The sequence below is a fragment of the Micromonospora parva genome, from assembly GCF_000718515.1.
In the GTDB taxonomy this organism is placed as follows: domain Bacteria; phylum Actinomycetota; class Actinomycetes; order Mycobacteriales; family Micromonosporaceae; genus Micromonospora; species Micromonospora parva.
The window spans coordinates 87,042-111,533 of sequence record NZ_JNZS01000019.1; the positions used below are offsets into that span (position 1 = coordinate 87,042).

Sequence of the window (24,492 nt, forward strand, 5' to 3'; positions counted from 1 at the left end):
ATCATGCAGGGGGCTGTATTAACTTGCAGGAATCGGGTCGCCCTTGTTAATCTTCGCTGCATAGTCATGCGGAGGTGGGTATGGGGATTCGAGTCGCGGTCGCCGGAGCGAGCGGGTACGCCGGGGGTGAGCTGCTGCGCCTGATCGCCGGGCACCCGGAGTTCGACCTGGTCGCCGCCACCGCCCACAGCCAGGCCGGGCACCGCGTCGACGTGGTGCACCCGCAGCTCACCGGGCTCGACCTGGTGCTCGGCACGACCGATCCGACCACCCTGGCCGACGCGGACCTGGTCTTCCTGGCCCTGCCGCACGGTGAGTCGGCGGCCCTCGCGGCGCAACTGCCGGCCGAGGTGCGGATCGTCGACCTGGGCGCCGACCACCGGCTGGCCGACCCGTACGCCTGGGCGCAGTACTACGGCGGCACGCACGCCGGGCAGTGGACCTACGGGCTGCCCGAGCTGCCCGGTCAGCGGGAGCTGATCGCCGGCTCCACCCGGGTGGCGAACACCGGCTGCTACGCCGCCGCGATCACCCTGGCGCTCGCGCCGTTGATCGCCGACGGCGCGGCCAGCCCCGCCGACGTGGTGGTCGTGGCCGCCTCCGGCACCTCGGGCGCGGGGCGGGCCGCGAAGCCGCACCTGCTGGCCAGCGAGGTGATGGGCGACCTGTCGCCGTACCGGGTCGGCACCCACCAGCACGTCCCGGAGATCAAGCAGGCCACCGGTGCGACGGGTCTGTCGTTCACCCCGGTGCTGGCGCCGATGCCGCGCGGCATCCTCGCCACTGTCACCGCGACGCCGGCGCGCGGCGTCGACCCGCAGGAGGTGCTGGCGCGGGCGTACGCGGACGCGCCGTTCGTGCACGTGCTCCCGGAGGGCCGCTGGCCGCATACCGCCGCCACGCTGGGCTCCAACTCGTGTCACCTGCAGGCCACCGTCGACGTCGACTCGGGTCGTCTGATCGTGCTGAGCGCACTGGACAACCTGGGTAAGGGCGCTGCCGGCCAGGCCGTACAGAACGCCAATCTCATGCTCGGCCTGCCGGAGACGACGGGCCTGTCGATGTGGGGAGTCACCCCTTGAGCGTCACCACCCCTCGGGGGTTCCGGGCAGCCGGTGTGGCCGCCGGCCTCAAGGCCAGCGGCGGCGCGGACGTCGCACTGGTCGTCAACGACGGCCCGGACGCCGGCGTGGCCGGTGTCTTCACGACGAACCGCGTCAAGGCTGCGCCGGTGCTCTGGACGCAGCAGGTCGTGCAGGGCGGCGTGGTCCGCGCGGTGGTGCTCAACTCCGGTGGTGCCAACGCCTGCACCGGCCCGGCCGGCTTCCAGGACACGCACGCCACCGCCGAGCACACCGCCGCCGCGCTGACCTCGGTCAGCCCACGGTTGATCCTCGGCGCCGGTGAGGTCGCGGTCTGCTCGACCGGCCTGATCGGTGAGCGGCTGCCGATGCCGAAGCTGCTGCCGGGGGTCAGTTCGGCGATCCGTGGGCTGTCCCGCGATGGTGGCGTGGCCGCCGCCGAGGCGATCATGACCACGGACACCCGGTCGAAGACCACTGTGGCCCGGGGGAGCGGGTGGACTGTCGGTGGCATGGCCAAGGGCGCGGGGATGCTCGCGCCGGGGATGGCCACCATGCTCTGCGTGTTGACCACCGACGCGGTGGCAGGGCCGGCGGTGCTGGACGAGGCGCTGCGCGCGGCGACCCGGGTCACCTTCGACCGGGTCGATTCCGACGGCTGCATGTCCACCAACGACACGGTGCTGCTGCTGGCCAGTGGTGCGAGCGGCATCGAGCCGACGCCGGCCGAGCTGGCCGCCGCGGTCACCGCGGCCTGTCACGACCTGGCCCAGCAGTTGGTGGCCGACGCCGAGGGCGCGACGAAGCAGGTCGCCATCGACGTGGTCGGCGCGGCGGACGAGGACGAGGCGGTCGAGGTGGGCCGTTCGGTGGCCCGCAACAACCTGGTCAAGACGGCGCTGTTCGGCAACGACCCCAACTGGGGTCGGATCCTCGCCGCCGTCGGCACCACGGCCGCCGCGTTCGATCCGGACGAGGTGGACGTGGCGGTCAATGGGGTGTGGGTGTGCCGGGGCGGTGCCGGCGCCGAGGACCGTTCGAAGGTCGACCTGACCGGCCGGGACGTGACGATCCGGATCGACCTGCACGCGGGTACGTCGGCCGCCACCATCTGGACCAACGATCTGTCGCACGCGTACGTGCACGAGAACTCGGCGTACTCGACATGAGCCTCAGTAGCGATCTGGCTCGTGCGCAGGCCAAGGCGGAAACGCTGATCGAGGCGCTGCCGTGGTTGGCGCGTTTCTCCAGCTCGACGGTCGTGGTCAAGTACGGCGGCAACGCGATGACCGATCCACTGTTGCAGCAGGCGTTCGCGGCCGACATGGTTTTCCTGCGGTACGCGGGCCTGAAGCCCGTGGTGGTGCACGGCGGTGGTCCGCAGATCTCCGCCATGCTGGGTCGTCTCGGCATCGCCAGTGAGTTCCGTGGTGGTCTGCGGGTGACCACCGCCGAGGCGATGGACGTGGTCCGGATGGTGCTGGTCGGTCAGGTGGGCCGGGAGCTGGTGGGTTTGATCAACTCGCACGGTCCGTTCGCTGTCGGCCTGTCGGGGGAGGACGCCCGGTTGTTCACCGCGGTGCGCCGCCCGGCGTACGTGGACGGGCAGGCTGTGGACGTCGGCCAGGTCGGCGACGTCGAGTCGGTGGACGTGTCGGCGGTGACGGATCTGATCGACGCCGGCCGGATCCCGGTGATCTCGACGGTCGCGCCGGACGTCGACGGGGTGTTGCACAACCTCAACGCGGACACTGCCGCCGCCGCTCTGGCGGTCGCGTTGCGGGCCCGCAAACTGGTGGTGCTCACCGATGTGGCCGGTCTGTACGCCGACTGGCCGGACACCACCAGCCTGGTCTCCGAGATCGCCGCGGACGACCTGGCCAAGCTGCTGCCCAGCCTCGAGTCGGGGATGGTGCCGAAGATGGAGGCCTGCCTGCGGGCGGTGCGTGGGGGAGTGCCCGCCGCGCACGTCGTCGACGGTCGGGTGGCGCATTCCACGTTGCTTGAGGTGTTCACCTCGGAAGGGTTCGGAACGATGGTGGTGCCGGGAGACGGGACGGACGCGACATGAGCACGTTGGCGCAGCGGTGGAAGCAGTCCATGATGGACAACTACGGCACGCCGCCGTTGGCGTTGGTCTCCGGCGCCGGAGCGGTGGTGGTCGACGACGCGGGCCGGGAGTACCTGGACCTGGTGGGTGGCATCGCTGTCAACGCTCTCGGTCACGCCCATCCGGCGGTGGTGGCGGCGGTGTCGAAGCAGGTCGCGACCCTCGGGCACGTCTCCAACCTCTATGTGGCCGAGCCGCCGGTCGCCCTCGCCGAGCTGCTGTTGGCGCTCGCCGGCCGACCGGGGCGGGTCTTCTTCGCCAACTCGGGCGCGGAGGCGAACGAGGCGGCGTTCAAGCTGTCCCGGCGCACCGGCCGCACCCAGGTGGTGGCCACCAGGGGTGGCTTCCACGGCCGTACCATGGGTGCTCTCGCGTTGACCGGCCAACCGGCGAAGGCCGACCCGTTCCGGCCGTTGCCCGGCGAGGTGACCCACGTCGACTACGGCGATGTCGCCGCCCTCGACGCGGCCGTCTCCGACGCCACCGCGATGGTGATCCTGGAACCCGTTCAGGGTGAGAACGGCGTGCTCGTCCCGCCGGCCGGTTATCTCGCGGCGGCCCGGCGGATCACCGCCCGGCACGGCGCGCTGCTGGTCCTCGACGAGGTGCAGACCGGCATCGGGCGCACCGGGCACTGGTTCGCGCACCAGGCCGAGGGCGTGGAGCCGGACGTGGTCACCCTGGCCAAGGGGTTGGGTGGCGGGCTGCCCATCGGGGCGACGCTGGCGTTCGGCCCCGCCGCGGACCTGCTCACTCCCGGCTCGCACGGCACCACGTTCGGCGGCAACCCGGTCAGCTGCGCGGCGGCGCTCGCCGTGGTGGCGACCATCGCCAACGAGGGTCTGCTCGACAACGTCAAGCGGGTCGGTGAGCGGTTGCGTCGCGGCATCGAGGCGCTGGGCCACCCGCTGGTCGCCGGGGTACGCGGCGCCGGTCTGCTGCTCGGCGTGGTGCTCACCGCGCCGGTGGCGCCGGTGCTGGCCGAGGCCCTGCGCGAGGCCGGCTTCCTGGTCAACCCGGTGCAGCCGGGTGTGGTCCGGTTGGCGCCGCCGCTGATCCTCACCGCCGCCCAGGCGGACACCTTCCTCGCGGCGTTGCCGGCCGCACTGGACGCGACCGCCCCGGCAGCGGCCGGCGCGGACACCGCACCAGCCACAGTGACCACCACGACGGGGACGACTCGATGACCCGGCACTTCCTGCGCGACGACGACCTTTCGCCCGCCGAACAGTCAGCGGTCCTCGACCTGGCGGCCCGGATGAAGGCGGACCGGTTCGGTCACCGGCCACTGGTCGGCCCCCGCTCGGTGGCGGTGCTGTTCGACAAGCAGAGCCTGCGGACCCGGATCTCGTTCGACGCCGGGATCGCCGAGCTGGGCGGGCACCCGCTCGTGGTGGACACGCAGGTCACCCACTTCGGTCGGGGTGAGTCCCTCGCCGACGCGGGGCGCGTGCTGTCCCGCTACGTCGCGGCGATCGTGCTACGGACCCACGGTGACGAGCGGATCGCCGAGGTGGCGGCGGGGGCCAGTGTGCCCGTGGTCAACGCGCTCACCGACGGTTTCCACCCGTGCCAGTTGCTGGCCGACCTGCTCACCGTCCGGGAGCGGTGCGGTGGCACGGCCGGTCGCACCCTGGCGTACGTGGGGGACGGCGCGAACAACATGGCGCAGTCGTACCTGCTGGCCGGGGCGACGGCCGGGATGCACGTGCGGATCGCCGGCCCGTCCGGGTTCGCGCCGGACGCGGCGGTGGTGCAACGGGCCGCGCGGATCGCGGCCCAGACCGGCGGGTCGGTGCGGGTGCTGACCGACCCGGTCCAGGCGGTACGCGACGCCGACGTGCTGGCCACCGACACCTGGACGTCGATGGGGCAGGAGTCCGACGGGTTGGACCGGGTCACGCCGTTCCTGCCGTACCAGGTGAACAAGGAGTTGCTCGGCCAGGCCGCGCCGGACGCTATCGTGCTGCACTGCCTGCCGGCGCACCGCGGCGAGGAGATCACCGACGAGGTGCTCGACGGCCCGCAGAGCGCGGTCTTCGACCAGGCGGAGAACCGGCTGCACGCCCAGAAGGCGCTGCTGACGTTCCTGCTGGACGCCGCGACCGGGGAGTCCCGATGACCGCACCGTTGACCCGCGCGGCCCGGCACGCCCGGATCGTGGAGCTGATCCGCGACCGGACGATCCGGTCGCAGACCGAGCTGGCCGACCTGCTCGCCGCCGACGGCGTGGGCGTCACCCAGGCCACTCTCTCGCGGGACCTGGAGGAGTTGGGCGCGGTCAAGGTGCGCGGCGGCGACGGTCCGGCCGTCTACCTGATCCCCGAGGACGGTCAGCGACCGTTGCGCGACGCCGAGGCCGCTCCGGCCCGGCTGGTACGACTGCTGCGCGAACTGCTCAACGGGGTCGACTCCAGCGGCAACATCGCCGTTCTGCGGACCCCGCCGGGCGCGGCCCAGTACCTGGCCAGCGCGTTGGACCGGGCGGGTCTGCCCGAGATCGTCGGCACCATCGCCGGCGACGACACCATCCTCGTCGTGGCCCGTGAGGCCGTCGGCGGGGCGGCGCTGGGGGAGAAGCTCGCCGGCTGGGCCCGCCGCGACGACACCATCGACGGGACCACCGCCTCATGACGCGGCGGAGCGTGAAGAGTGACCGAGCGCGGCGAGTGAGCCCCGCAGTCGCGAGCGAAAGGCAACCAGAGCAATGATGGGCGACGTGGACGACAAGAGCCTGACCGAGAACAGTGCCGCCACCAACCGGACGAGCCTCTGGGGTGGCCGGTTCGCGGGCGGCCCCGCCGAGGCGCTCGCCCGACTGTCGGTGAGCGTGCAGTTCGACTGGCGGCTGGCCCCGTACGACATCGCCGGTTCCCGGGCGCACGCCCGGGTCCTCGCCGGTGCCGGCCTGCTCGACCCGGAGGAGCTGGGCCGGATGCTGGCCGCGCTGGACGACCTGGAGGCCGCCTGCGCCTCCGGGGCGTTCCGGCCCACCATCGACGACGAGGACGTGCACACCGCGCTGGAGCGTGGCCTGCTGGAGCGCCTCGGCAGCCTCGGTGGCAAGCTGCGCGCCGGCCGGTCCCGCAACGACCAGGTCGCCACCGACCTGCGGCTCTACCTGCGGGATCACGCCCGGGGCGTGGCCAGCCGGCTGGTCGAGCTGGCGGAGGCGCTGGTGGAACAGGCCGAGCGGCACGTCGACACCGCCGCGCCGGGCATGACCCACCTCCAGCACGCTCAGCCGGTCACCTTCGGGCACTGGCTGCTGGCGCACGTGCAGCCGCTGCTGCGCGACCTGGAGCGGCTGCGTGACTGGGACCACCGGGCGGCGATCAGCCCGCTCGGCGCGGGCGCGCTGGCCGGTTCCGGGCTGCCGTTGGACCCGGTGGCGGTGGCCAAGGAGCTGGGTTTCCGGACGTCGTTCGCCAACTCGATGGACGCGGTCGCCGACCGGGACTTCGTCGCCGAGTTCCTCTTCACCACCGCGTTGATCGGGGTGCACCTGTCCCGCCTCGGCGAGGAGGTGGTGCTCTGGACCTCGCACGAGTTCGGCTGGGTGGAGCTGGACGACTCGTTCGCCACCGGCTCGTCGATCATGCCGCAGAAGAAGAACGCGGACATCGCCGAGCTGGCCCGGGGCAAGTCCGGGCGGCTGGTCGGCGGCCTGATGACAGTGCTGACCATGCTCAAGGGCCTGCCGATGACCTACGACCGGGACATGCAGGAGGACAAGGAGCCGGCCTTCGACGCGGTCGACACCCTGGAGCTGCTGCTTCCGGCCCTGGCGGGAATGATCTCCACGATGACGGTCCGGGTGGACCGCCTCGTCGCCGCCGCCCCGGTCGGTTTCTCCCTCGCCACCGAGGTCGCCGACTGGCTGGTCCGACGCAACGTGCCGTTCCGGGACGCGCACGAGATCACCGGCCAGCTGGTGGCGCTCTGCGCGGCTCGCGAGTGCGAGCTGAACGATGTCTCCGACGAGGACCTGGCCACGATCAGCGGGCACCTCGACCCGTCGGTGCGCGACGTGCTCTCGGTCCGTTCGGCTCTCGCGGCCCGGACCACCCCCGGGTCCACCGGTCCCGGCCCGGTCGCCGACCAGCTCGCCGCCGCGGCGGACCGGTTGGCCGGTTGGCGGGAGTGGGCCGCCGAGCGGGTCGTTCCGCGCTGAGCTGTGCCGTGGCGTCGGCGTCGGCGTCGGCCGCCGGCGCCACGGCTGGTTCAGGCCGTCGGGCGCTCCCGCTTGGGGAGCTTCGCCACCACCATGTCGTACGACGAGTCGACCGCCTCGGTCAGCTCCTCGTCGCCGATCCCGCCGTCCAGGCGCAGCGTGTTCCACCCGGACCGGCCGATGTAGGCCATCACGCTGGCGTCGCCGGGGTGTCGGTGCAGCCACTCGTCGGCGACCTCCCGGGTCGGCCCGCACTTGACGCCGACCGTCGGTTTGCCCCCGGCGCTGCCGAGGAACGCGAAGATCCGGCTGCCCACCTTCACCACCTCGTCGCCCTCCCACGGCTGGTCCAGCCATGCTCCCGGCTTCGCCAGGCAGTACGCCAGCATCTCCGCGCGCTCCATGGGTGCCTCCTCGTCGTGCGCACAGTGTGCCCGCCCGACCGCCGTCGCGGGCGCGACGTGCCGATCCGGGTGTGTGCTCAGGACGCGCCGGATCCGGCGGTCTGCTCGGACGAGCGGGCGGCGACCCGCTCGTAGCGCTGTCGGGCCGCCTGTGCGCTGCCCAACCCCAACCCGTACGCGATCGCCTGCCAGGTCAGCCCCCGGTCGCGGGCCAGTGTCAACAGGCCGGCTTCCAGGGCGTCCAGCTCGGCGCGGACGTGGGGCAGCAGGGTCAGCGCGGCGGTCAGGTCGGCGGCGTCGACCGGCTCCTCCGTCGGTTCGCGTTCGGCCCCGCCGGCGGCCAGCGCGGTGACCAGGGCGACCGCCTCCCACGGGTCCAGCACGTACGGGTGGGCCCAGCGGCCCCGCTGGGCGTCGGTGCCGGCGTGCCGCTCGGCGATCCGGTGCAACGCCTCGTGCGTGCGGTGGGCGCGGGCGCGGGCCGGGTGGGGCGCGGTGAATGGATCGTCCGTCGTCATACCCCGAGCACACATCATCAACGTCCGGTTGTCAACAAAACGTTCAAATCTCGTCGTGGGTCCGCTCGCGGCCGACCCCCGGGCGCGCATCGCCCGCTCGGCTGCCGGGTCGGCGGGATGGGTACCGTCGGGGGCATGCCCCTGCTGCCCGGTGACCGCACCAGCGACCCCGACCTGGCGGCCCTGGCTGACCTGCTCGCCGGGCCCCTGCTGCCGGCGGCGCGCGGGCTGCTGGGCTGCCGCCTGCACGCCGGCGGGGTCACCGTCCGGATCACCGAGGTCGAGGCGTACGCGGGAACCGGCGGCGATCCCGCTTCGCACGCCCATCGGGGCCGCACTCCACGCAACGCCGTGATGTTCGGCCCCGCCGGGTACGCCTACGTCTACTTCACCTACGGCATGCACTGGTGCGTCAACGTGGTCACCGGGGTCGAGGGGACGGCCACCGCCGTGCTGCTGCGCGCCGGTGAGGTGGTCGACGGGCTGGCCACCGCACGGGAGCGCCGGCCGGCCATCCGGCGGGACGTGGACCTGGCCCGGGGGCCCGCCCGGCTCTGCTCCGCGCTCGGCATCGACCGCGAGGCGTACGGCGCGTACCTGCTCGGCGACGGCCCGGTCCGGCTGCGGCCGCCGGCCCGGCCGGTGCCGCAGGAGGCGGTGGCGGCGGGTCCCCGGGTGGGCGTGACCGGCGCGCACGACCTGCCCTGGCGGTTCTGGCTGGACGGCGATCCCACTGTGAGCGCGTACCGCCGGCACGTGCCCCGCGTCCGGCGCTGAACGCGCCCGGCGGCGTGTGAGCGGCGGAGTGTGTCAGTGGGTGTGGCCATAATCACCGCACCTGCTCACCGACGGTACGGAGGACGCCATGGCAACGCTGCTCGCGATCGGCACGGCGAAGGGGTTGTTTCTCGCCACCAGCACTGACGACCGGCGCAGTTGGGAGATCACCGGTCCACACTTTCCGATGACCGGTGTCTACGCGGTGGCTATCGACACCCGCCGTCCCACCCCACGGTTGCTCGCCGGCATGACCAGCTCACACTTCGGCCCGAGTGTCGCCACCAGCGACGACCTCGGTGCTTCCTGGGACGAGCCCGACCAGGCGCCGGTCGCGTTCCCGGCCGACACCGGCGTCTCCCTCGGGCGGGTCTGGCAGTTGACGCCGGCCGGCCCCGACGAGCCGGACGTGGTCTGGGCCGGCACCGAGCCCTCGGCGTTGTTCAAGTCGACCGACGGCGGCCGCAGCTTCGAGCTGGTCCGTTCCCTCTGGGACCACCCGCACCGTCCGCAGTGGGAGGCCGGCTTCGGCGGTCAGGCCGTGCACACCGTGCTGCCCCACCCGCGTGACAGGGCTCGGCTGCTGGTCGCCATGTCCACCGGTGGGGTCTACCGCTCGGAGGACGCCGGGGCGAGCTGGACGCCGGGTAACACCGGCATCCGCGCCTACTTCATGCCCGACGAGTGGCCGGAGTTCGGCCAGTGCGTGCACAAGGTCGCCCGGGACGCCGGCAACCCCGAGCGGCTGTACGCGCAGAACCACCACGGCGTCTACCGCTCCGACGACGACGGCCGCACCTGGTCCTCGATCGCCGACGGGCTGCCCAGCGACTTCGGCTTCCCGATGGTGGCCCACCCGGGGCGTGCCGGCACGGTGTGGACCTTCCCGCTGGTGGCCGACGGGGAGCGGTTCCCGACCGATCACCGCTGTCGGGTGTTCCGCTCCGCCGACGCCGGCGGCAAGTGGGAGCCACTGTCGGTCGGGCTGCCCGAGGGGCCGTTCTATCCGGCGGTGCTGCGCGACGCGATGTGCGCCGATGACGCCAGCCCCGGCGGGGTCTACTTCGGCACCCGCTCCGGTTCGGTCTTCGCCAGCCGCGACGAGGGTGACTCCTGGTCGACGGTCGCGGCGCACCTGCCCGACGTGCTCTGCGTTTGCGCCGCGGAGGTCTGAGCATGGTCACCGTGCTGCTGCCCGGCCCGCTACGCGGCGAGGCCGGAGGTGCGAGTCGGCTGAGCGTCACCGCCGCCGGGACGCTGCGGGCGGTCCTCGACGAAATGGCCGTCGCGCACCCCCGGCTGGCTCGGCGCATCCGCGACGAGCGTGGCGAGCTGCGCCGCTACGTCAACGTCTTCGTCGACGGGGAGGACTGCCGTCACTCCGGCGGTCTGGCCACCCCGGTCAGCGACGGCGCGGAGGTGCAGGTGTTGCCCTCGGTCGCGGGCGGCTGACCGCGCCGGCACCGCCGGGCGGTGTCGACCTGGATGTCGGGTTGCGGCGAGTGACCGGCGCCACTGCGGGGCGTCCCGCCGACGGAATAGTTGCGTCGTCAAATAAGTTGTGGCCTGCGTCCGGGTACCACGACGGCACCTGGTTGACACGCGAGGAGCTGGTCATGCAGTTCGGAATCTTCACCGTCGGTGACGTCACTGTCGATCCGACCACCGGTCGGGAGCCGACCGAGCATGAGCGGATCAAGGCGATGGTCGCGATCGCGTTGAAGGCCGAGGAGGTCGGCCTGGACGTCTTCGCCACCGGCGAGCACCACAACCCGCCGTTCGTGCCGTCGTCACCGACCACCATGCTCGGCTACATCGCGGCGCGTACCGAACGCCTGCTGCTGTCCACCGCCACCACGCTGATCACCACCAACGACCCGGTGAAGATCGCCGAGGACTACGCGATGCTCCAGCACCTGTCCGGTGGCCGGGTGGACCTCATGATGGGCCGCGGCAACACCGGCCCGGTCTACCCGTGGTTCGGCAAGGACATCCGCGCCGGCATCCCGCTGGCCATCGAGAACTACGACCTGCTGCACCGGCTGTGGCGCGAGGACGTGGTCGACTGGAAGGGCAAGTACCGCACCCCGTTGCAGTCGTTCACCTCGACGCCGCGCCCGCTCGACGGCGTGCCCCCGTTCGTCTGGCACGGCTCGATCCGCAGCCCGGAGATCGCCGAGCAGGCCGCCTACTACGGTGACGGCTTCTTCGCCAACCACATCTTCTGGCCCAAGGAGCACACCCAGCGGATGATCGGGCTCTACCGCCAGCGGTTCGCGCACTACGGCCACGGCTCCGCCGACCAGGCGATCGTCGGCCTCGGCGGGCAGGTGTTCATGCGCCGCAACTCGCAGGACGCGGTCCGGGAGTTCCGGCCCTACTTCGACAACGCCCCGGTCTACGGGCACGGGCCGTCGCTGGAGGAGTTCACCCGGGAGACGCCGCTGACCGTGGGCAGCCCGCAGCAGGTCATCGACCGCACCCTCGGCTTCCGCGAGTACGTCGGTGACTACCAGCGGCAGCTGTTTCTGATGGACCACGCGGGTCTGCCGCTGAAGACCGTGCTGGAGCAGCTCGACCTGCTCGGCGAGGAGGTCGTGCCGGTGCTGCGCAAGGAGTTCGACGCGCTGCGTCCGGCGCACGTGCCGGCCGCGCCGACGCACGCCTCGCTGGTCGCCGCCGCCGGCGGCGCCAAGGACAGCACCGTGCACGCCGTCGACGACGTGACCGGCAAGGCACCGGAGGGGGCGACCCGATGACCCGCCGCAGCCTGGCCGTCATCTCGGCGGGGCTGAGTCAGCCCTCGTCGACCCGGCTGCTCGCCGACCAGCTCGCCGCGGCCACCCGCGACGAGCTGGTCCGGCGCGGCTCCGAGGTGCAGCTGCACGTCGTCGACCTGCGCGAGTACGCCCACGACGTGGTGAACAACATGCTCACCGGGTTCGCACCCGCGGCGCTGCGCGAGGTCATCGACACGGTGACCGGGGCGGACGGGATCATCGCCGTCACCCCGATCTTCAGTGCCTCGTACAACGGGCTGTTCAAGTCCTTCTTCGACGTGCTGGATGCCGAGTCGCTGATCGACCGCCCGGTGCTGATCGGCGCCACCGGCGGCACCGCCCGACACTCCCTCGCTCTGGAGCACGCCGTCCGCCCGATGTTCGCCTACCTCCGGTCGGTGGTGGTCCCGACGGCGGTCTTCGCCGCCCCGGAGGACTGGTCCGACGGCACCGCCGACGGCGCGCTGCGCGCACGGATCCGGCGTGCCGCCGGGGAGTTGGCCGACCAGATCGAGCGCCGACCACCGGCCACCGGGCCGGCCGACCCGTTCGCCCTGACGACCGATTTCCTGCAGATGCTCGGCCGGGGCGACGGCCCGACGGTCAGCTGACCGGGTGGGCGACCAGCACCGGGCAGTGCGCGTGCTGGATCGCCGCCTGACTCACCGACCCGAGCAGCAGACCGGTGAACCCGGCCCGGCCCCGGGTGCCCACGACCAGCAGCGCCGCCGCGCCGCTGGCCTCGATGAGCCCCTGGGCCGCGCCGGCCGCCCAGACCGGATGCTCCCGCACCACCAGGTCGGGATGCCGGGCGCGCACCACGGCGGAGGCGTCGGCCAGCAGCCGCACCGCCTCGGCCTGGTGCGCGGCCTGCGACTCCTCGATCTCCTCCGGCACCGTCCGGCCGCCGTCCGCCGCAACGACGTGCACCAGCACCAGCGGCACGTCCCGCAGCGCCGCCTCGTCGGCGCCGACGCTCACGGCGAGGCCTGACGACTCGGACCCGTCGACGCCGACCAGCACCGGACCGTCCACCGGGATCGGCTGCTCGTCCGGGCGGACCACCAGCACCGGGCAGTGCGCGTGCGCCGCCACCTGCGCGCCGACCGAGCCGAGGAGCAGCCCGGCGAACCCGCCCCGGCCGCGGCTGCCCACCACCACCAGCTCCGCCCGGCGGGACTCCTCGATCAGGGTGGCGCCCGGGCCCCCGGTGACCTGACGCGCCTCGACAGCGAGGCGGGGCCACCGCTCGCCCAGCTCGGCCGCGGTGCGCTCCAGCATCTTCTGCGCCTCCTCGGAGGGCGCCGGCACGCCGATCTCGTACGGGTTGAGCGGCACGCCGTAGCCGAACGGATGCAGGTAACCGTGCACCACCAGCAGCGGCCGGGATCGGAGCTGCGCGGCCCGGGCCGCGTGCTCGGCGGCGACGAGGCTGGACGGCGATCCGTCCACACCCACCACGACAGGTCGGTTCATCGGCACTCCCTGGGTCGGTCAGGTCATTGTCGGCGTTGCCCGGCCGCCGCGCCGTGGAACGCGCCGGCCCGGGCCGACCGACCGCCGCCGCCTGAGCCCGCGTCGGAGCACCCGGAGCCGGCGTCGGAGCACCGGTGCGCGCCGCCCGGGCCGTGCGGTGTCAGCTCTGCCGACCCTCGCGGCGACGCCGGACGACCACCACCGGGCTGTGCGCGTGATGCAGCACCGCGTGGCTCACCGAGCCGAGCAGCATGCCGGCCAGCGCGCCCCGACCGCGCGCCCCGACCACGGTGAGCTGCGCGGCGGCCGACTCCTCGACGAGGACCTTCGCCGGCCCGCCGTACGTGACGCGGCGCCGCACCGGCACGTCCGGGTACCGCTCGCACCAGCCGGCGAGGGCCTCGGCGAGCACCCGCTCCTCCTCGGCGGCGAGCGCTTCCACGTCGTACGCCACCGGCAGGAGGTCGCTCGGCGGGACCGGCATGATCCAGGCGTGCACGGCGAGCAGCTCGGTACCCCGCAACGAGGCCTCGTCGAAGGCGAAACCCAGCGCCTGGTCGGACCGGGGCGAGCCGTCCACCCCGACCAGGACCGGCCCGTCGGCGCGGGCCTCACCCTTGACGACGAGCACCGGGCAGTCGGCGTGGGCGGAGACCTGCACCGCGACCGAACCCATCAGCAGTCCGCCGAAGCCGCCCAGGCCCCGGCTTCCGAGCACCAGCAGCGCCGCGTCCCGGGCCTCGGCCAGAAGCACCGGCGTGGCCGCGCCGTCGACCACCGCGCCGGTGACGGCGACGTCCGGCGTGACCTTGCCGGCCTCGGTCACCGCCTCGGCGACCACCTGCTCGGCCTGTTGGCGAAGCCCGGCGTGCGGGGGAGCGCCCGGCGCCGGCGCGAGCGACACGTCGTAGAGCGGCCAGATGAACGCGTGCACCACCCGCAGCGGGCGGCCTCGCGTCCCGGCTTCCCGGGCGGCGACCCGCACCGCCTCCAGCGCGGATGTCGAACCGTCCACGGCCACCACCACGGGGGCACCGGATCTGCTGGTCATCACGTCCTCCTTCGTTTCGTCCGTCTTCATCCTCGCCGCGTGCCGGCCCGACGATCAGGGGCGGACGGTAAGGGGGCGGGGGCCGTTGGTCCCGTCATCGCCCCGGTCGGCGTCGGTGGCCGACGATCGGGTCAGCCGCAGCACCAGCCCCGGCAGTACGCTGACCGCCGCGCAGGCCAGCAGCACGCTCGGTGCCAGCGCTTCGGTGCCGAGCAGGTCCCGCAGCGGAGCGAGCAGCACCCCACCGACCTGCAGCAGCGCCGACACCGCGACCGCGACGAGCAGGCCGGGGTTCCCGCTTCGGGTGCCCGCCGGCCGGGGTGCCCGGACGGCCAGCGCCACACCGAGTTGGGCGAGCCCGAGCACCACGAAGACCACCGACTGCCAGGGCAGCTCCCGCTGGGCGGCGAACACCCCGGCGCCGAGCACGACGGCGGCGATCAGCGCGCCGGTGAGCAGGACGTCGCGACCGAGCCCGGCGCCGAGCACCGATTCCTGCGGTGAGCGTGGTGCTCGGCGTAGCGTCCCGGGTTCGGCCGGCTCCGCGCCGAGTGCCACCCCGGGGACCCCGTGGGTCAGCAGGTTGATCCAGAGGATCTGGGCGGGCAGCAGCGGTACGGGCAGACCGAACAGCGGACCGATCAGCATCACCAGGATCTCCGCCACCCCACCGGAGAGGGCGTACCGCAGGAACCTGCGGATGTTGTCGTAGATGCGCCGGCCCTCGCCGATCGCGTTGGCCACTGTGCTCAGTTCGTCGTCGACGAGCACCAGGTCGGCCGCCTGCCGGGCGACCTCGGTGCCGCCTCCCATGGCCACCCCGATGTCGGCGCGGCGCAGCGCTGGCGCGTCGTTGACCCCGTCGCCGGTCATCGCCACCACCTCGCCGCGGGCCTGCAGACCGGCGATGATGTCGAGCTTCTGCTCCGGCTGGGTCCGGGCGAAGATCCGGGTGTCCGGGTGCGCCGCCTGGTCGTCGTCGCCGTTGGCGAGGGGGTCGCCGGCGCGCCAGAGGCCGAGACGACCACCGATCGCGGTGGCCGTGGCCGGGTGGTCTCCGGTGATCAGCAGCAGCCGTACCCCGGCGGTGTCGAAGCTGTCCGCGACCCGCGCGGCGCCCTCGCGCAGCGGGTCGCCCACGGCGACCAGTCCCACCGGCCGCAACCCGGTGGGGGAGGCGGGGTCGGGCACGGTCTCCACCAGGGCGGCGGCCACGGCGAGCACCCGCAACCCTTCGGTGGCCAACCGGTGGGCGGTGCTGGTCAGTTCGGCGATCTCCTCGTCGGTGGCGTCGAGCAGCGGTGCGCCGAGGACACTCTCCGGGGCGCCCTTGCAGACCACCAGGTAGCGCTGGTCGCAGGAGCGGTGCACGGTGACCATCCGGCGTTGCGCCTGGTCGAAGGGGTGCTCGGCGACCCGGGGCCACGCCGTGCGGGTGGCCTGCGGGTCGAGGCCACAGCGGGCGGCGAAGGCGACGAGCGCCGCTTCGAGCGGGTCACCCACCGCGCCCCACTCGGGTCGCTCGTCGTCCGGCGGCGACAGCGCGGCGTCGTTGCAGAGCAGCCCGGCCCGCGCCAGGTGGCGCAGCCCGTCCGGTACGGCCACCGCCTGCCCGTCCCGGTGCACGGTGCCGGTCGGGGCGTACCCGCTGCCGGTGACCCCGTACCGGGCGCCGTCGCCGGTGACCGCCTGCTGCACCGCCATCCGCCCCTCGGTGAGGGTGCCGGTCTTGTCGGAGGCGATCACCGTGACCGAGCCGAGAGTCTCGACCGCGTGCAGTTGACGGGGGATGGCGTGTGCGGCAGCCATCCGACGTGCGCCCAGGGCCAGGGCCAGCGTCACCACCGCCGGGAGCGACTCGGGCACCGCGGCGACCACCAGGCTCACCGCTGTGATCGCCATGTCGACAACGGGCCGGCCGCCGACCACCCCGATGGCGAAGACCAACCCGGACACTGCCACCGCGACCAGGCCGAGCACCCGACCCAGGGCGGAGAGTCGGCGTTGCAGCGGAGTGCCGGTCGGCCGGGTGCCCGCGACCAGGGCGCTGATCCGACCGAGGGCGCTCGCTGCTCCCGTGCGCAGCACGGTGCCGGTCGCCCGGCCGATGGTGACGACCGTCCCGGCCAGCGCCTCCTCACCGGCGACACGTCCGACCGTCACCGACTCGCCGGTCAGTGCGGACTCGTCCAGGTGCAGCCGGCTCGCCTCGATCAGGGACAGGTCGGCCGGGACGACGTCGCCCGCCTCGACCCGGACCAGATCACCGCGCACGATGTCGGCGGCGGGCACCACCATTTCGCGGCCGTCGCGGACCACCCGTGCGGTGGGCGCGGCGAGTTGGTCCAGCGCGGCGATGGCGCGGTCGGCGCGTACCTCCTGCACCACGCCGATCACGGTGTTCACCAGGACGACCAGGAAGATCACCGCGGTGTCCGGGTAGTCGCCGAGCGCCGCGGTGACGGCCGCCGCGGCGAGCAGCAACGCCACCAACGGGTCGGTGAGCTGGTGCAGGACCCGTGCGGTCACCGGCTGGCGCGGTGGCGCAGCGACGGTGTTGGGGCCGGTGGCGCGCAGACGGGCGGCTGCCTCGGCCGCGTCGAGCCCCACCGACACGTCCCGGTCAACGGGGTCCACCAGGATCCCGTCCCGTCCGCCGATCGTCGTCACCAGTGACCTCCCCGTCGCTCGCGGCGGGCCACCGGCCGCCGTCGGGTCCCACCATGGCGCTGCCCGACCACCCCCGGGCAGAGGCGTTTGCACCTGTGGCGCCCGGGACCAAAGACCCGTCCGCGACACCCTCCCTTGTGTGGAAGTACGTACGTACGTAGTATCGACGTATGAGCACCGTGGAAGAGCGACTCTCCGCGCTGGAGGCACAGGTCGCCGCCCTGACCGAGCACCTGACGTCGGCCCCCGCGCCGTCCGACGCGCCGCCCACGCCGGAGGGCACGTTCTGGGCCCTCGACGGCCTCAAGCAGCGCCTGCCGGCCGACGGCACCGGCGCCGTGCTCTACACCGGCACGGTTCGCGTCGCGGACCAGCAGTACGACTGGCAGTACGGGCGCACCGTCGACGACCTGCTCGCCGCCGACTGGACGGAACTGGCCGGCGCACTCTCCGCGTTGGCGCACACGGTGCGGCTGCGGCTGCTACGGGAGGTCCTCGGTGGACGGCAGGGCACCGGCGAGCTGGCCGAGATCGAGGACCTGGGCACCACCGGTCAGCTGCACCACCACCTGCGCCAGCTCACCGCAGCCGGTTGGCTGCGCAGCGTCGGCCGGGGCCGCTACGCCGTGCCCGCCGAACGCGTGGTGCCACTGCTGGCCATCCTCGCCGCCGCCGCCGGCCGCTGACGCCGGCCCGGTCGCCGCACCGATCGTCGCGCCACCGACCCGCACAGCCCGCTCGACCGAAGGACCCCCATGCGGAGAACAGTCGTCATCGCCCTCGTCGTCGCGCTCGCCGCCAGCCTCGTCGGGGCGGCGCTGATGCCCCGCGTTCCCCGCCTCGGCGCGCAGGTCACCGGTGACGACGACCTCGCCCGCCTCGCCCGGATGGCAGTGCCCGACCCGAAGGGGCACCGCGGGCTCGCCGTCGCCCTGGTCGAGAACGGCCGGATCCGCACCGCCGGCCTGGGCGACCGGGACGCCGACGGCCAACCCGTCGAGGCCGGCACCGCGTTCGAGATCGGCTCGGTCACCAAGGTCCTCACCGGCATGCTCCTGGCCGACCAGGCCGCCGCCGGCGTCGTCCACCCCGACGACCGGCTCGGCGCCACCTGGCCCACGCTCACCGGCCCCGCCCGCGACGTGACGCTCGCCGAGCTGGCCAGCCACCGCGCCGGCCTGCCCCGGCTCGCCCCCGGCTCCGTGCTGGGCTGGGCGCGCATCCTCTGGTCCAACGTCTCCGGCGGCAACCCCTACGCCGGGCAGGACATCGACACCATCCGGAACGCCGCCGACCGGGTCAGCCCCGACGCCGACGAGCGCGGCGAGGTCCACTACTCCAACCTCGGGCCGTCCCTGCTCGGCCACGCCCTCGCCGCCAGTGCGGGCGTCGCGTACCCCGATCTGCTGCGGGCGCGGCTGCTCCAGCCGCTCGGCATGAACGCCACGGTGATCGCCACCCACGCCGACGACCTGCCGGCCGGCCGCGCCCACGGCGGCCGGGCCGCTGGCCGGCCGCTCGACCCCTGGTCGGGGGTGGGGTACGCGCCGGCCGGCGTCGGCCCCTGGTCCACCGCCGAGGACCTCGGCCGGCTGGCCGCCGCGACCCTCGCCGGCGCCGCGCCCGGTGCCGACGCCACCACCGCCCGCTTCCGCGAGGACGAGAACAACCGCGTCGGGTACGGCTGGTTCACCACCCGCCACGGCGACCACGAGGTCATCTGGCACAACGGCGCGACGAGCGGGTTCCGGTCCTACCTCGGGCTCGAACGGGCCACCGGCCGGGCCGTGGTGGTGCTCGGCAACACCGACAAGGGAGTCGAGCCGATCGGCCGGCGACTGCTCGGCGTACCGGAGGAGGAGGCGGGGGACGCGGCACCGGTGGCTCCCGTCTGGATCGGCGCGGGCCTCGCGGTGGCGTTCACCTTCCTCGGCGGCCTGTCCCTGCTCCGCACCGCCCGCCGCCGCGAACTGGACCGGGTCACAGTGGTGGCGGCGGTGGTGTGGGCGTTCGCCTATCTCGGGTTGGCGCACCGGATGGGCGACTGGTCGGTGGTGCCGGCGTGGCTGTGGCCGCTCGGGGCCGGTCTGTCCGTGGCGGCAGCGACAGTGGCCGTGACCCGCTGGTCCGCCCTGCCGGTGGTCGACGCGCGAGTGCCGTGGCGTCGCCTGCTGTCGGTGGCCAGCTCCCTGCTCGCCGCCGTGCTGGCGCTCGCCGCCGTGAGCGACTGAGCGAGCCGCGCCGGCCCGCCGTTGCGTACCCTCGGCCGATGACGTCTGATCTGCGGCTGCGCCCGGTCGGTGAGGACGACCTCGTCGAGTTCTTCCGGCACCAGCAGGACCCGGAGGCCAACCGGATGGCCGCGTTCGGCCCGAAGGACCCGTCCGACCGCCGGGAGTTCGCCGCGCACTGGGCCCGGGTGCTCACCAACCCGGCGAACCTGGTCCGCACCGTCGAGGTCGACGGCGACGTGGTCGGCTACGTGAGCGCCTTCCCGGTCGACCAGCAGACCGAGGTCAGCTACTGGATCGACCCGGCACGCTGGGGTCGGGGGCACGCCACGGCGGCCCTGGCCGCCCTGCTGCGCGAGCTGCCCCGGCCGGTGCACGCCCGCGCCGCCAAGGACAACGCCGCCTCGCTCGCGGTGCTGCGCAAGTGCGGGTTCGTGGTGGTCGGTGAAGACTCGGGGTACGCCAACGGCCGCGGCGAAGACGTCGAGGAGTGGCTGCTGGAGCTGCCCGCCGACGCTCCTGACCTGGGCGGGCACTAGTCTCGCGGCGTGAACTGGTTGGATCTCGTCGGCTGGGCCGGCTCCGCGGTGCTGGTCTGGTCGCTGCTGCAGTCGCGCGTCCTGCGACTGCGCGCGATCAACCTCGTCGGCTGCGTCGTGCTGATCGGCTACAACGCCGCGATCGAGGTCTGGCCCATGGTCGGGCTCAACGTGGTGCTCGCGGCGATCAACATCTGGTACCTGCGCGGGATGCTCGCCACCCGGCACGACGACACGACGTACCAGGTGGTGGAGGTCGGCGTCGACGACCAGTTCCTCGCGCACACGCTGCGGGTGCACGCCGCCGACATCGCCCGGTTCAACCCCGGCTTCCACTGGGATCCGGACGCGCCCGGGCGCTCGGCGTTCCTCGTGGTCACTGCCGACGAGGTGGTCGGGGTGGTGCTGTCGCACGCCGAGGCGCCCGGCGTCGCCCAGATCGACCTGGACTACGTCACCCCGAAGTTCCGTGACTTCACCCCGGGCGAGTTCGTCTACCGGCGCAGCCACCTGTTCACCGAACGCGGCTTCCACCGGGTGGTCAGCCCGCCCCGGATGGTCGCCCCCTACTACCACCGGCTCGGCTTCCGACCGGAGGGCGACTCCTACGTCCTCGATCTCCCGGCGTCCTCGACGCCCCCTGCCCGGTAGCGTCACCGCGTCCGATTCGACGTGGCGTCACCCGGGCAGGATTCGGCCGGCACCGGACGGGGCAAAGACAACGCCTACGCCGGGCGGGCTCGCCGACCGGCGGGTACCGCGCGTACCGGCCGGTGCCACCACCACGAGGGAGCGAACCGGGCGTGCAGAGCTACGGGAGCCAACTGGCCCTGGTCGGAGTCCTGGTCGTGATCAACGCGCTCTTCGCGGGCAGCGAGATGGCGTTGGTGTCGCTGCGGGACAGCCAGATCCAACGGTTGGAGCGCACCAGCCGGGGCGGGCGGGTGCTGGCCCGCCTCGCCAAGGACCCGAACCGCTTCCTGGCCACCATCCAGATCGGCATCACCCTCGCCGGCTTCCTGGCCTCCGCCGCCGCGGCGGTCTCCCTGGCCAAACCCCTGGTGCCGCTGCTCGGCGTGTTCGGCGGCGCCGCCGAGACGGTGGCGATCGTGATCGTCACCCTCGCGCTGACCTTCGTCACCCTGGTCTTCGGCGAGCTGGCGCCCAAGCGGATCGCCATGCAGGCCGCCGAACGGTGGGCGCTGCTGGTGGCCCGCCCCCTCGACCTGCTCGCCAGCCTCACCCGCCCGGCCGTCTGGGCGCTCGGCGCCACCAGCGACGTGGTGGTCCGCCTGGTCGGGCTCAACCCGAAGCACGAGCCGGAGGAGATCGGCCCGGACGAGCTGCGCGACATCGTCGCCGGCAACCACGGCTTCACCAAGGAGCAGCGCACCATCATCGCGGGCGCTGTGGAGATCGCCGACCGACGGCTGCGGGCTGTGCTCGTACCCCGGTTGCAGGTCTTCACGCTCGACAGCGGGACCACCGCGGAGGCCGCGCGGCTCGTGCTGGCCGCCACCGGGCACTCCCGGGCCCCGGTTGTGCGTCACGGCGGCCTGGACGACACGGCCGGAGTGATCCACCTGCGTGACCTGGTGGGTGTGCCCGACGACCGGCCGGTCGACGAGATCGCCCGACCGCCGATGCTGCTGCCGGACTCGCTTCCGGTGGTGGACGCGCTGCGTCAGTTCAAGGCCGAGCGTCAGCACATCGCGCTCGTCGTGGACGAGCGCGGCGCCGTCGACGGGATCGTGACGCTGGAGGACATCCTGGAGGAGATCGTCGGCGAGATCTACGACGAGACCGACCGGGACGGCTACTCGGTACGCCGCGACGCCGACGGCGCGCTGCTGCTGCCCGGCACCTTCCCGGTGCACGACCTTCCCGACATCGGCGTGGAGCTGCCGTCGCGACCGGCCGGTGACTACACCACAGTCGCGGGGCTGGTGCTGGCCCGGCTCGGGCACATCCCCACCGTCGCCGGGGAGGACGTCACGCTGGACGGTTGGGTGCTGATGGTGGCCGGCATCGACCACCGGGCGATCACCGAGGTACGGCTCAGCCGCGTACCCGAGGACACCGACGCGGACGTCGACGAGGCCGCGGAACCGGTGTTGGACGAGGCCCGCAGCTGACCCGTCCGGTGCGGCCGGACGTTCAGGCGGGCGAGAGGTTCTGCAACCGGACCTGACCACGGGCGACCAGCCGCTCGTCGGCGTCGGTGATCTCCACCTGCCAGAGCTGCTGGCTGCGACCCCGGTGCACCGGGGTGCCGACGGCGGTCAGCTCGCCGTCCCGCACGGCCCGCAGGAAGTCGGTCTGGTTCGACACCCCGACCACGGTGCCCCGGTCGGCCAGCCAGAGGGCACCACCCACGCTGGCCGCGGACTCCACGACGGCGCAGTACACCCCGCCGTGCTGGATGCCGAACGGCTGGTGCAACTCCGGGCGGACCTGCCAGCTGATGACCACCCGGTCGGCGCTCGCCTCCTCGAACGTGAGGCCGAGCAGGGCGACCAGGCCACCCGTCAGATCCGGAATCTCCATGGCAAAGCCCTCCTCGATCAACGCGGCGCAAGCCTAGCCGGGGCGGGTTGGGCCAAACCCGGTACGGGTCCGTGCCGGCGATGGGGGAGAATCGGTGACCGTGACCGACAGCAGCCTCCCGCCCCCCGGGCGGGCCTCCCTGACCGATGACCTGCTCTGGCGTGGCCTGATCCAGGACTCGACCGGCCTCGACGAGCTGCGCGAGCTGCTCGACGGTGGGAGTGCCGCCACCTATTACGTGGGCTTCGACCCCACCGCGCCGAGCCTGCACGTCGGCAACCTCATGCAGGTCCTCATGGCCCGCCGGCTGCAACTCGCCGGTCATCGCCCGTTGCTGTTGGTCGGCGGGGCCACCGGGCAGATCGGCGACCCGAAAGAGAGCGCCGAGCGGGCGCTCAACCCGACCGAGGTGATCGCCGGTTGGGTCGAGCGGATCCGCGAGCAGCTCGCGCCCTTCGTGTCGTACACCGGGGACAACGCTGCGCAGCTTGTCAACAACCTGGACTGGACCGGCGAGATGTCGATCGTCGAGTTCCTCCGCGACGTCGGCAAGCACTTCCCGGTGAACAAGATGCTCGCGCGGGAGGTGGTGCGGGCCCGACTGGAGACCGGCATCAGCTTCACCGAGTTCAGCTACCAGCTGTTGCAGGCCAACGACTTCTACGAGCTGCACCGCCGGCACGGCTGTCAGCTCCAGTTCGGCGGCTCCGACCAGTGGGGCAACATCACCGCCGGCGTCGACTACGTGCGCCGGCGGGGGGTGGGGCCGGTGCAGGCGTTCACCACGCCGCTGGTCACCAAGGCCGACGGTACGAAGTTCGGCAAGAGCGAGGGCGGTGCGGTCTGGCTCGACCCGACGATGACCAGCCCGTACGCGTTCTACCAGTTCTGGCTCAACGTGGAGGACCAGGAGGTCGACCGCTACCTGCGGTACTTCAGCTTCCGCTCCCGTGATGAGCTGGAGGAGCTGGCGAAGGCGACCGCCGAACGGCCGGCGGCCCGGTTGGCGCAGCGGGCGCTCGCCGAGGAGCTGACCACCCTGGTGCACGGCGCCGACGAGGCCCGACAGGCGATCGCCGCCAGCCAGGCGCTCTTCGGCCGCGGCTCACTGGACGACCTGGCGCCGGAGACCCTGCGCGCGGCCCTGACCGAGGCGGGCCTCGTACGCCTCACCGGCGAATTGCCGGATGTGGCGGGTCTGCTGCGGGACTCCGGCCTGGTGACCGGCCTCAAGGAAGCCCGACGGGTGATCGCCGAGGGCGGCGCCTACGTCAACAACAACCGGGTGACCGCTGTGGACGCTGTGGTGTCGCCGGCCGATCTGCTGCATGGCCGATACCTGGTGCTGCGCCGGGGGAAGCGCTCGTTCGCGGGCGTTGAGCTGGGTGAATAGTCGTCTGTCGACGATGTGACGGGGGACGCGTCCGGCGGATTTGACGATCATCCCGCCGGACGCGTAACTTTCTCTCTGCCAGCGCGGAACGGACGAAACAGGCGAAAGCCTGAAACGGCCGGAGCGCGGGCCAACGGCCTGGGGGTCGGGCGGGCTCGCCCACCGGAACCCCCGACCGGGAGGTGCCACCAGAAACGCCGCGAGGCGGATTTGGCGCGGCGAAACCGACCGGGTATGGTTACGAGCCGGCGGGGCACCGGGCGGGTCGCGGGAAATCGCGACTGGCCGGCCTGTCGAATCCATGACGAGAACGGCGCAAGCCGGTAGCGACATGGTGCCCGCAATATTGTTGAAGCATGGCGAACCGCGAAATATCGGTTTGACAGGGTGGAAACGAGCGGGTAACGTAGTAAAAGTGCCTGGTGCTGAAAGCGCCGGGTGCGAGAGCGGGAAATGCCCCGGTTGGGGTTCCACTGAGTGTGGGGCTTGCGGCTGGTGTGTGGTTGTTCTTTGAGAACTCAACAGGGTGCTTGTAAAGCCAGTGCCAATTATGATTTATACCCCGGACTGGTCAGGCCTTGGTTTGGCTGGTTGGGATTCCTTTGGCAACATTTGTTTGTTGTCGGGATAGCTGTTCAACTAATTTTTTGTTGGAGAGTTTGATCCTGGCTCAGGACGAACGCTGGCGGCGTGCTTAACACATGCAAGTCGAGCGGAAAGGCCCTTCGGGGTACTCGAGC

Annotated in this window: 24 protein-coding genes and 1 rRNA gene; 19 read left to right on the forward strand and 6 right to left on the reverse strand. The window is 72.8% G+C overall.

Going from position 1 to position 24,492, the window contains the following annotated elements; all coding sequences use genetic code 11:
• Window positions 1-80: 80 nt before the first annotated feature.
• From argC to argH, 7 genes are all read left to right on the forward strand, one after another.
• The gene (gene argC / locus IF22_RS0124135; RefSeq protein WP_030335725.1) at window positions 81-1,082 is read left to right on the forward strand and encodes an N-acetyl-gamma-glutamyl-phosphate reductase; all 1,002 of its coding nucleotides are present in this window, start codon (window positions 81-83) and stop codon (window positions 1,080-1,082) included.
• Window positions 1,079-2,251: a bifunctional glutamate N-acetyltransferase/amino-acid acetyltransferase ArgJ gene (argJ, locus tag IF22_RS0124140; protein WP_030335727.1), complete on the forward strand. Its 1,173-nt coding sequence runs from the start codon at window positions 1,079-1,081 to the stop codon at window positions 2,249-2,251. Before argC ends, argJ begins: the two co-directional genes overlap by 4 nt.
• Entirely contained in the window at window positions 2,248-3,153 is a 906-nt protein-coding gene (argB, locus tag IF22_RS0124145; RefSeq protein WP_030335729.1) for an acetylglutamate kinase, read from the forward strand. Before argJ ends, argB begins: the two co-directional genes overlap by 4 nt.
• Complete coding sequence (locus IF22_RS0124150; protein WP_030335731.1) at window positions 3,150-4,379, forward strand: acetylornithine transaminase; 1,230 nt, start codon at window positions 3,150-3,152, stop codon at window positions 4,377-4,379. Before argB ends, IF22_RS0124150 begins: the two co-directional genes overlap by 4 nt.
• Window positions 4,376-5,314 (forward strand): ornithine carbamoyltransferase, encoded by a 939-nt coding sequence (argF, locus tag IF22_RS0124155; RefSeq protein ID WP_030335733.1) that lies wholly within the window; start codon window positions 4,376-4,378, stop codon window positions 5,312-5,314. The genes IF22_RS0124150 and argF overlap by 4 nt, the downstream gene beginning before the upstream one ends.
• Window positions 5,311-5,826, forward strand: coding sequence for an arginine repressor (locus tag IF22_RS0124160; protein ID WP_030335735.1), 516 nt, complete (start codon window positions 5,311-5,313; stop codon window positions 5,824-5,826). The genes argF and IF22_RS0124160 overlap by 4 nt, the downstream gene beginning before the upstream one ends.
• Before the next feature lie 76 nt (window positions 5,827-5,902).
• Complete coding sequence (gene argH / locus IF22_RS0124165) at window positions 5,903-7,366, forward strand: argininosuccinate lyase (RefSeq protein ID WP_030335737.1); 1,464 nt, start codon at window positions 5,903-5,905, stop codon at window positions 7,364-7,366.
• Window positions 7,367-7,416: 50 nt separating this feature from the next.
• Here argH and IF22_RS0124170 read toward each other — a convergent pair whose 3' ends face one another.
• Together IF22_RS0124170 and IF22_RS0124175 are read right to left on the reverse strand one after the other, a co-directional pair.
• Window positions 7,417-7,770, reverse strand: coding sequence for an MmcQ/YjbR family DNA-binding protein (locus IF22_RS0124170; protein WP_030335740.1), 354 nt, complete (start codon window positions 7,768-7,770; stop codon window positions 7,417-7,419).
• Between the two features lie 77 nt (window positions 7,771-7,847).
• Window positions 7,848-8,288, reverse strand: a complete 441-nt coding sequence (locus tag IF22_RS0124175; protein WP_036412188.1) for a hypothetical protein — start codon at window positions 8,286-8,288, stop codon at window positions 7,848-7,850.
• Between the two features lie 135 nt (window positions 8,289-8,423).
• On the opposite strand from IF22_RS0124175, the gene IF22_RS0124180 reads away from it, so the two are divergent.
• The 5 genes from IF22_RS0124180 (at window position 8,424) to IF22_RS0124200 (ending at window position 12,456) form a co-directional block, all read left to right on the forward strand.
• Window positions 8,424-9,065, forward strand: coding sequence for a DNA-3-methyladenine glycosylase (locus tag IF22_RS0124180; protein ID WP_051708752.1), 642 nt, complete (start codon window positions 8,424-8,426; stop codon window positions 9,063-9,065).
• Window positions 9,066-9,153: 88 nt separating this feature from the next.
• A complete protein-coding gene (locus IF22_RS0124185) occupies window positions 9,154-10,239 on the forward strand; it encodes a WD40/YVTN/BNR-like repeat-containing protein (protein ID WP_030335743.1) in 1,086 nt (361 codons plus the stop codon).
• Window positions 10,240-10,241: 2 nt separating this feature from the next.
• The gene (locus IF22_RS0124190) at window positions 10,242-10,517 is read left to right on the forward strand and encodes a ubiquitin-like small modifier protein 1 (RefSeq protein WP_030335746.1); all 276 of its coding nucleotides are present in this window, start codon (window positions 10,242-10,244) and stop codon (window positions 10,515-10,517) included.
• Between the two features lie 164 nt (window positions 10,518-10,681).
• Complete coding sequence (locus IF22_RS0124195; RefSeq protein ID WP_030335748.1) at window positions 10,682-11,824, forward strand: LLM class flavin-dependent oxidoreductase; 1,143 nt, start codon at window positions 10,682-10,684, stop codon at window positions 11,822-11,824.
• Window positions 11,821-12,456: an FMN reductase gene (locus tag IF22_RS0124200; RefSeq protein ID WP_030335749.1), complete on the forward strand. Its 636-nt coding sequence runs from the start codon at window positions 11,821-11,823 to the stop codon at window positions 12,454-12,456. The genes IF22_RS0124195 and IF22_RS0124200 overlap by 4 nt, the downstream gene beginning before the upstream one ends.
• On the opposite strand, the gene IF22_RS0124205 is transcribed toward IF22_RS0124200, so the two are convergent.
• From IF22_RS0124205 to IF22_RS0124215, 3 genes are all read right to left on the reverse strand, one after another.
• Window positions 12,449-13,327, reverse strand: coding sequence for a universal stress protein (locus IF22_RS0124205; RefSeq protein WP_030335751.1), 879 nt, complete (start codon window positions 13,325-13,327; stop codon window positions 12,449-12,451). The genes IF22_RS0124200 and IF22_RS0124205 overlap by 8 nt on opposite strands.
• Before the next feature lie 154 nt (window positions 13,328-13,481).
• On the reverse strand, window positions 13,482-14,372 hold the full coding sequence (locus IF22_RS0124210) for a universal stress protein (RefSeq protein ID WP_030335753.1): 891 nt from the start codon (window positions 14,370-14,372) through the stop codon (window positions 13,482-13,484).
• 54 nt (window positions 14,373-14,426) lie between these two features.
• Window positions 14,427-17,042: a cation-translocating P-type ATPase gene (locus IF22_RS0124215; RefSeq protein WP_245233721.1), complete on the reverse strand. Its 2,616-nt coding sequence runs from the start codon at window positions 17,040-17,042 to the stop codon at window positions 14,427-14,429.
• Between the two features lie 170 nt (window positions 17,043-17,212).
• Between IF22_RS0124215 and IF22_RS0124220 the strand changes: the two genes are divergently transcribed.
• The 5 genes from IF22_RS0124220 to IF22_RS0124240 all read left to right on the forward strand — a co-directional run bounded on the left by IF22_RS0124220 (window position 17,213) and on the right by IF22_RS0124240 (window position 21,947).
• Window positions 17,213-17,728 carry an ArsR/SmtB family transcription factor gene (locus tag IF22_RS0124220; RefSeq protein ID WP_030335757.1) on the forward strand — a complete coding sequence of 172 codons (516 nt, stop codon included), beginning with the start codon at window positions 17,213-17,215 and terminating at the stop codon, window positions 17,726-17,728.
• 69 nt (window positions 17,729-17,797) lie between these two features.
• Window positions 17,798-19,273: a serine hydrolase domain-containing protein gene (locus IF22_RS0124225; protein ID WP_051708750.1), complete on the forward strand. Its 1,476-nt coding sequence runs from the start codon at window positions 17,798-17,800 to the stop codon at window positions 19,271-19,273.
• 38 nt (window positions 19,274-19,311) lie between these two features.
• Window positions 19,312-19,812, forward strand: coding sequence for a GNAT family N-acetyltransferase (locus tag IF22_RS0124230; protein ID WP_030335760.1), 501 nt, complete (start codon window positions 19,312-19,314; stop codon window positions 19,810-19,812).
• A gap of 9 nt (window positions 19,813-19,821) precedes the next feature.
• On the forward strand, window positions 19,822-20,463 hold the full coding sequence (locus IF22_RS0124235; RefSeq protein ID WP_030335762.1) for a hypothetical protein: 642 nt from the start codon (window positions 19,822-19,824) through the stop codon (window positions 20,461-20,463).
• Between the two features lie 152 nt (window positions 20,464-20,615).
• Entirely contained in the window at window positions 20,616-21,947 is a 1,332-nt protein-coding gene (locus tag IF22_RS0124240; RefSeq protein WP_030335764.1) for a hemolysin family protein, read from the forward strand.
• A 22-nt stretch (window positions 21,948-21,969) separates the two neighbouring features.
• Here IF22_RS0124240 and IF22_RS0124245 read toward each other — a convergent pair whose 3' ends face one another.
• Window positions 21,970-22,359, reverse strand: coding sequence for a PaaI family thioesterase (locus tag IF22_RS0124245; protein WP_030335766.1), 390 nt, complete (start codon window positions 22,357-22,359; stop codon window positions 21,970-21,972).
• 100 nt (window positions 22,360-22,459) lie between these two features.
• On the opposite strand from IF22_RS0124245, the gene tyrS reads away from it, so the two are divergent.
• Together tyrS and IF22_RS0124255 are read left to right on the forward strand one after the other, a co-directional pair.
• The gene (gene tyrS / locus IF22_RS0124250) at window positions 22,460-23,752 is read left to right on the forward strand and encodes a tyrosine--tRNA ligase (protein ID WP_030335768.1); all 1,293 of its coding nucleotides are present in this window, start codon (window positions 22,460-22,462) and stop codon (window positions 23,750-23,752) included.
• 647 nt (window positions 23,753-24,399) lie between these two features.
• Window positions 24,400-24,492, forward strand: a 16S ribosomal RNA gene (locus tag IF22_RS0124255); the annotation flags it as partial.

What these genes read in the sequence shown, in the direction of transcription:
- argC (WP_030335725.1), top strand. Translation starts at nt 81, where the DNA reads ATGGGGATTCGAGTCGCGGTCGCCGGAGCGAGCGGGTACGCCGGGGGT.
- argB (WP_030335729.1), top strand. Translation starts at nt 2,248, where the DNA reads ATGAGCCTCAGTAGCGATCTGGCTCGTGCGCAGGCCAAGGCGGAAACG.
- IF22_RS0124150 (WP_030335731.1), top strand. Translation starts at nt 3,150, where the DNA reads ATGAGCACGTTGGCGCAGCGGTGGAAGCAGTCCATGATGGACAACTAC.
- argF (WP_030335733.1), top strand. Translation starts at nt 4,376, where the DNA reads ATGACCCGGCACTTCCTGCGCGACGACGACCTTTCGCCCGCCGAACAG.
- IF22_RS0124160 (WP_030335735.1), top strand. Translation starts at nt 5,311, where the DNA reads ATGACCGCACCGTTGACCCGCGCGGCCCGGCACGCCCGGATCGTGGAG.
- argH (WP_030335737.1), top strand. Translation starts at nt 5,903, where the DNA reads ATGGGCGACGTGGACGACAAGAGCCTGACCGAGAACAGTGCCGCCACC.
- IF22_RS0124170 (WP_030335740.1), bottom strand. Translation starts at nt 7,770, where the DNA reads ATGGAGCGCGCGGAGATGCTGGCGTACTGCCTGGCGAAGCCGGGAGCA.
- IF22_RS0124175 (WP_036412188.1), bottom strand. Translation starts at nt 8,288, where the DNA reads ATGACGACGGACGATCCATTCACCGCGCCCCACCCGGCCCGCGCCCGC.
- IF22_RS0124180 (WP_051708752.1), top strand. Translation starts at nt 8,424, where the DNA reads ATGCCCCTGCTGCCCGGTGACCGCACCAGCGACCCCGACCTGGCGGCC.
- IF22_RS0124185 (WP_030335743.1), top strand. Translation starts at nt 9,154, where the DNA reads ATGGCAACGCTGCTCGCGATCGGCACGGCGAAGGGGTTGTTTCTCGCC.
- IF22_RS0124190 (WP_030335746.1), top strand. Translation starts at nt 10,242, where the DNA reads ATGGTCACCGTGCTGCTGCCCGGCCCGCTACGCGGCGAGGCCGGAGGT.
- IF22_RS0124195 (WP_030335748.1), top strand. Translation starts at nt 10,682, where the DNA reads ATGCAGTTCGGAATCTTCACCGTCGGTGACGTCACTGTCGATCCGACC.
- IF22_RS0124200 (WP_030335749.1), top strand. Translation starts at nt 11,821, where the DNA reads ATGACCCGCCGCAGCCTGGCCGTCATCTCGGCGGGGCTGAGTCAGCCC.
- IF22_RS0124210 (WP_030335753.1), bottom strand. Translation starts at nt 14,372, where the DNA reads ATGACCAGCAGATCCGGTGCCCCCGTGGTGGTGGCCGTGGACGGTTCG.
- IF22_RS0124220 (WP_030335757.1), top strand. Translation starts at nt 17,213, where the DNA reads ATGAGCACCGTGGAAGAGCGACTCTCCGCGCTGGAGGCACAGGTCGCC.
- IF22_RS0124225 (WP_051708750.1), top strand. Translation starts at nt 17,798, where the DNA reads ATGCGGAGAACAGTCGTCATCGCCCTCGTCGTCGCGCTCGCCGCCAGC.
- IF22_RS0124230 (WP_030335760.1), top strand. Translation starts at nt 19,312, where the DNA reads ATGACGTCTGATCTGCGGCTGCGCCCGGTCGGTGAGGACGACCTCGTC.
- IF22_RS0124245 (WP_030335766.1), bottom strand. Translation starts at nt 22,359, where the DNA reads ATGGAGATTCCGGATCTGACGGGTGGCCTGGTCGCCCTGCTCGGCCTC.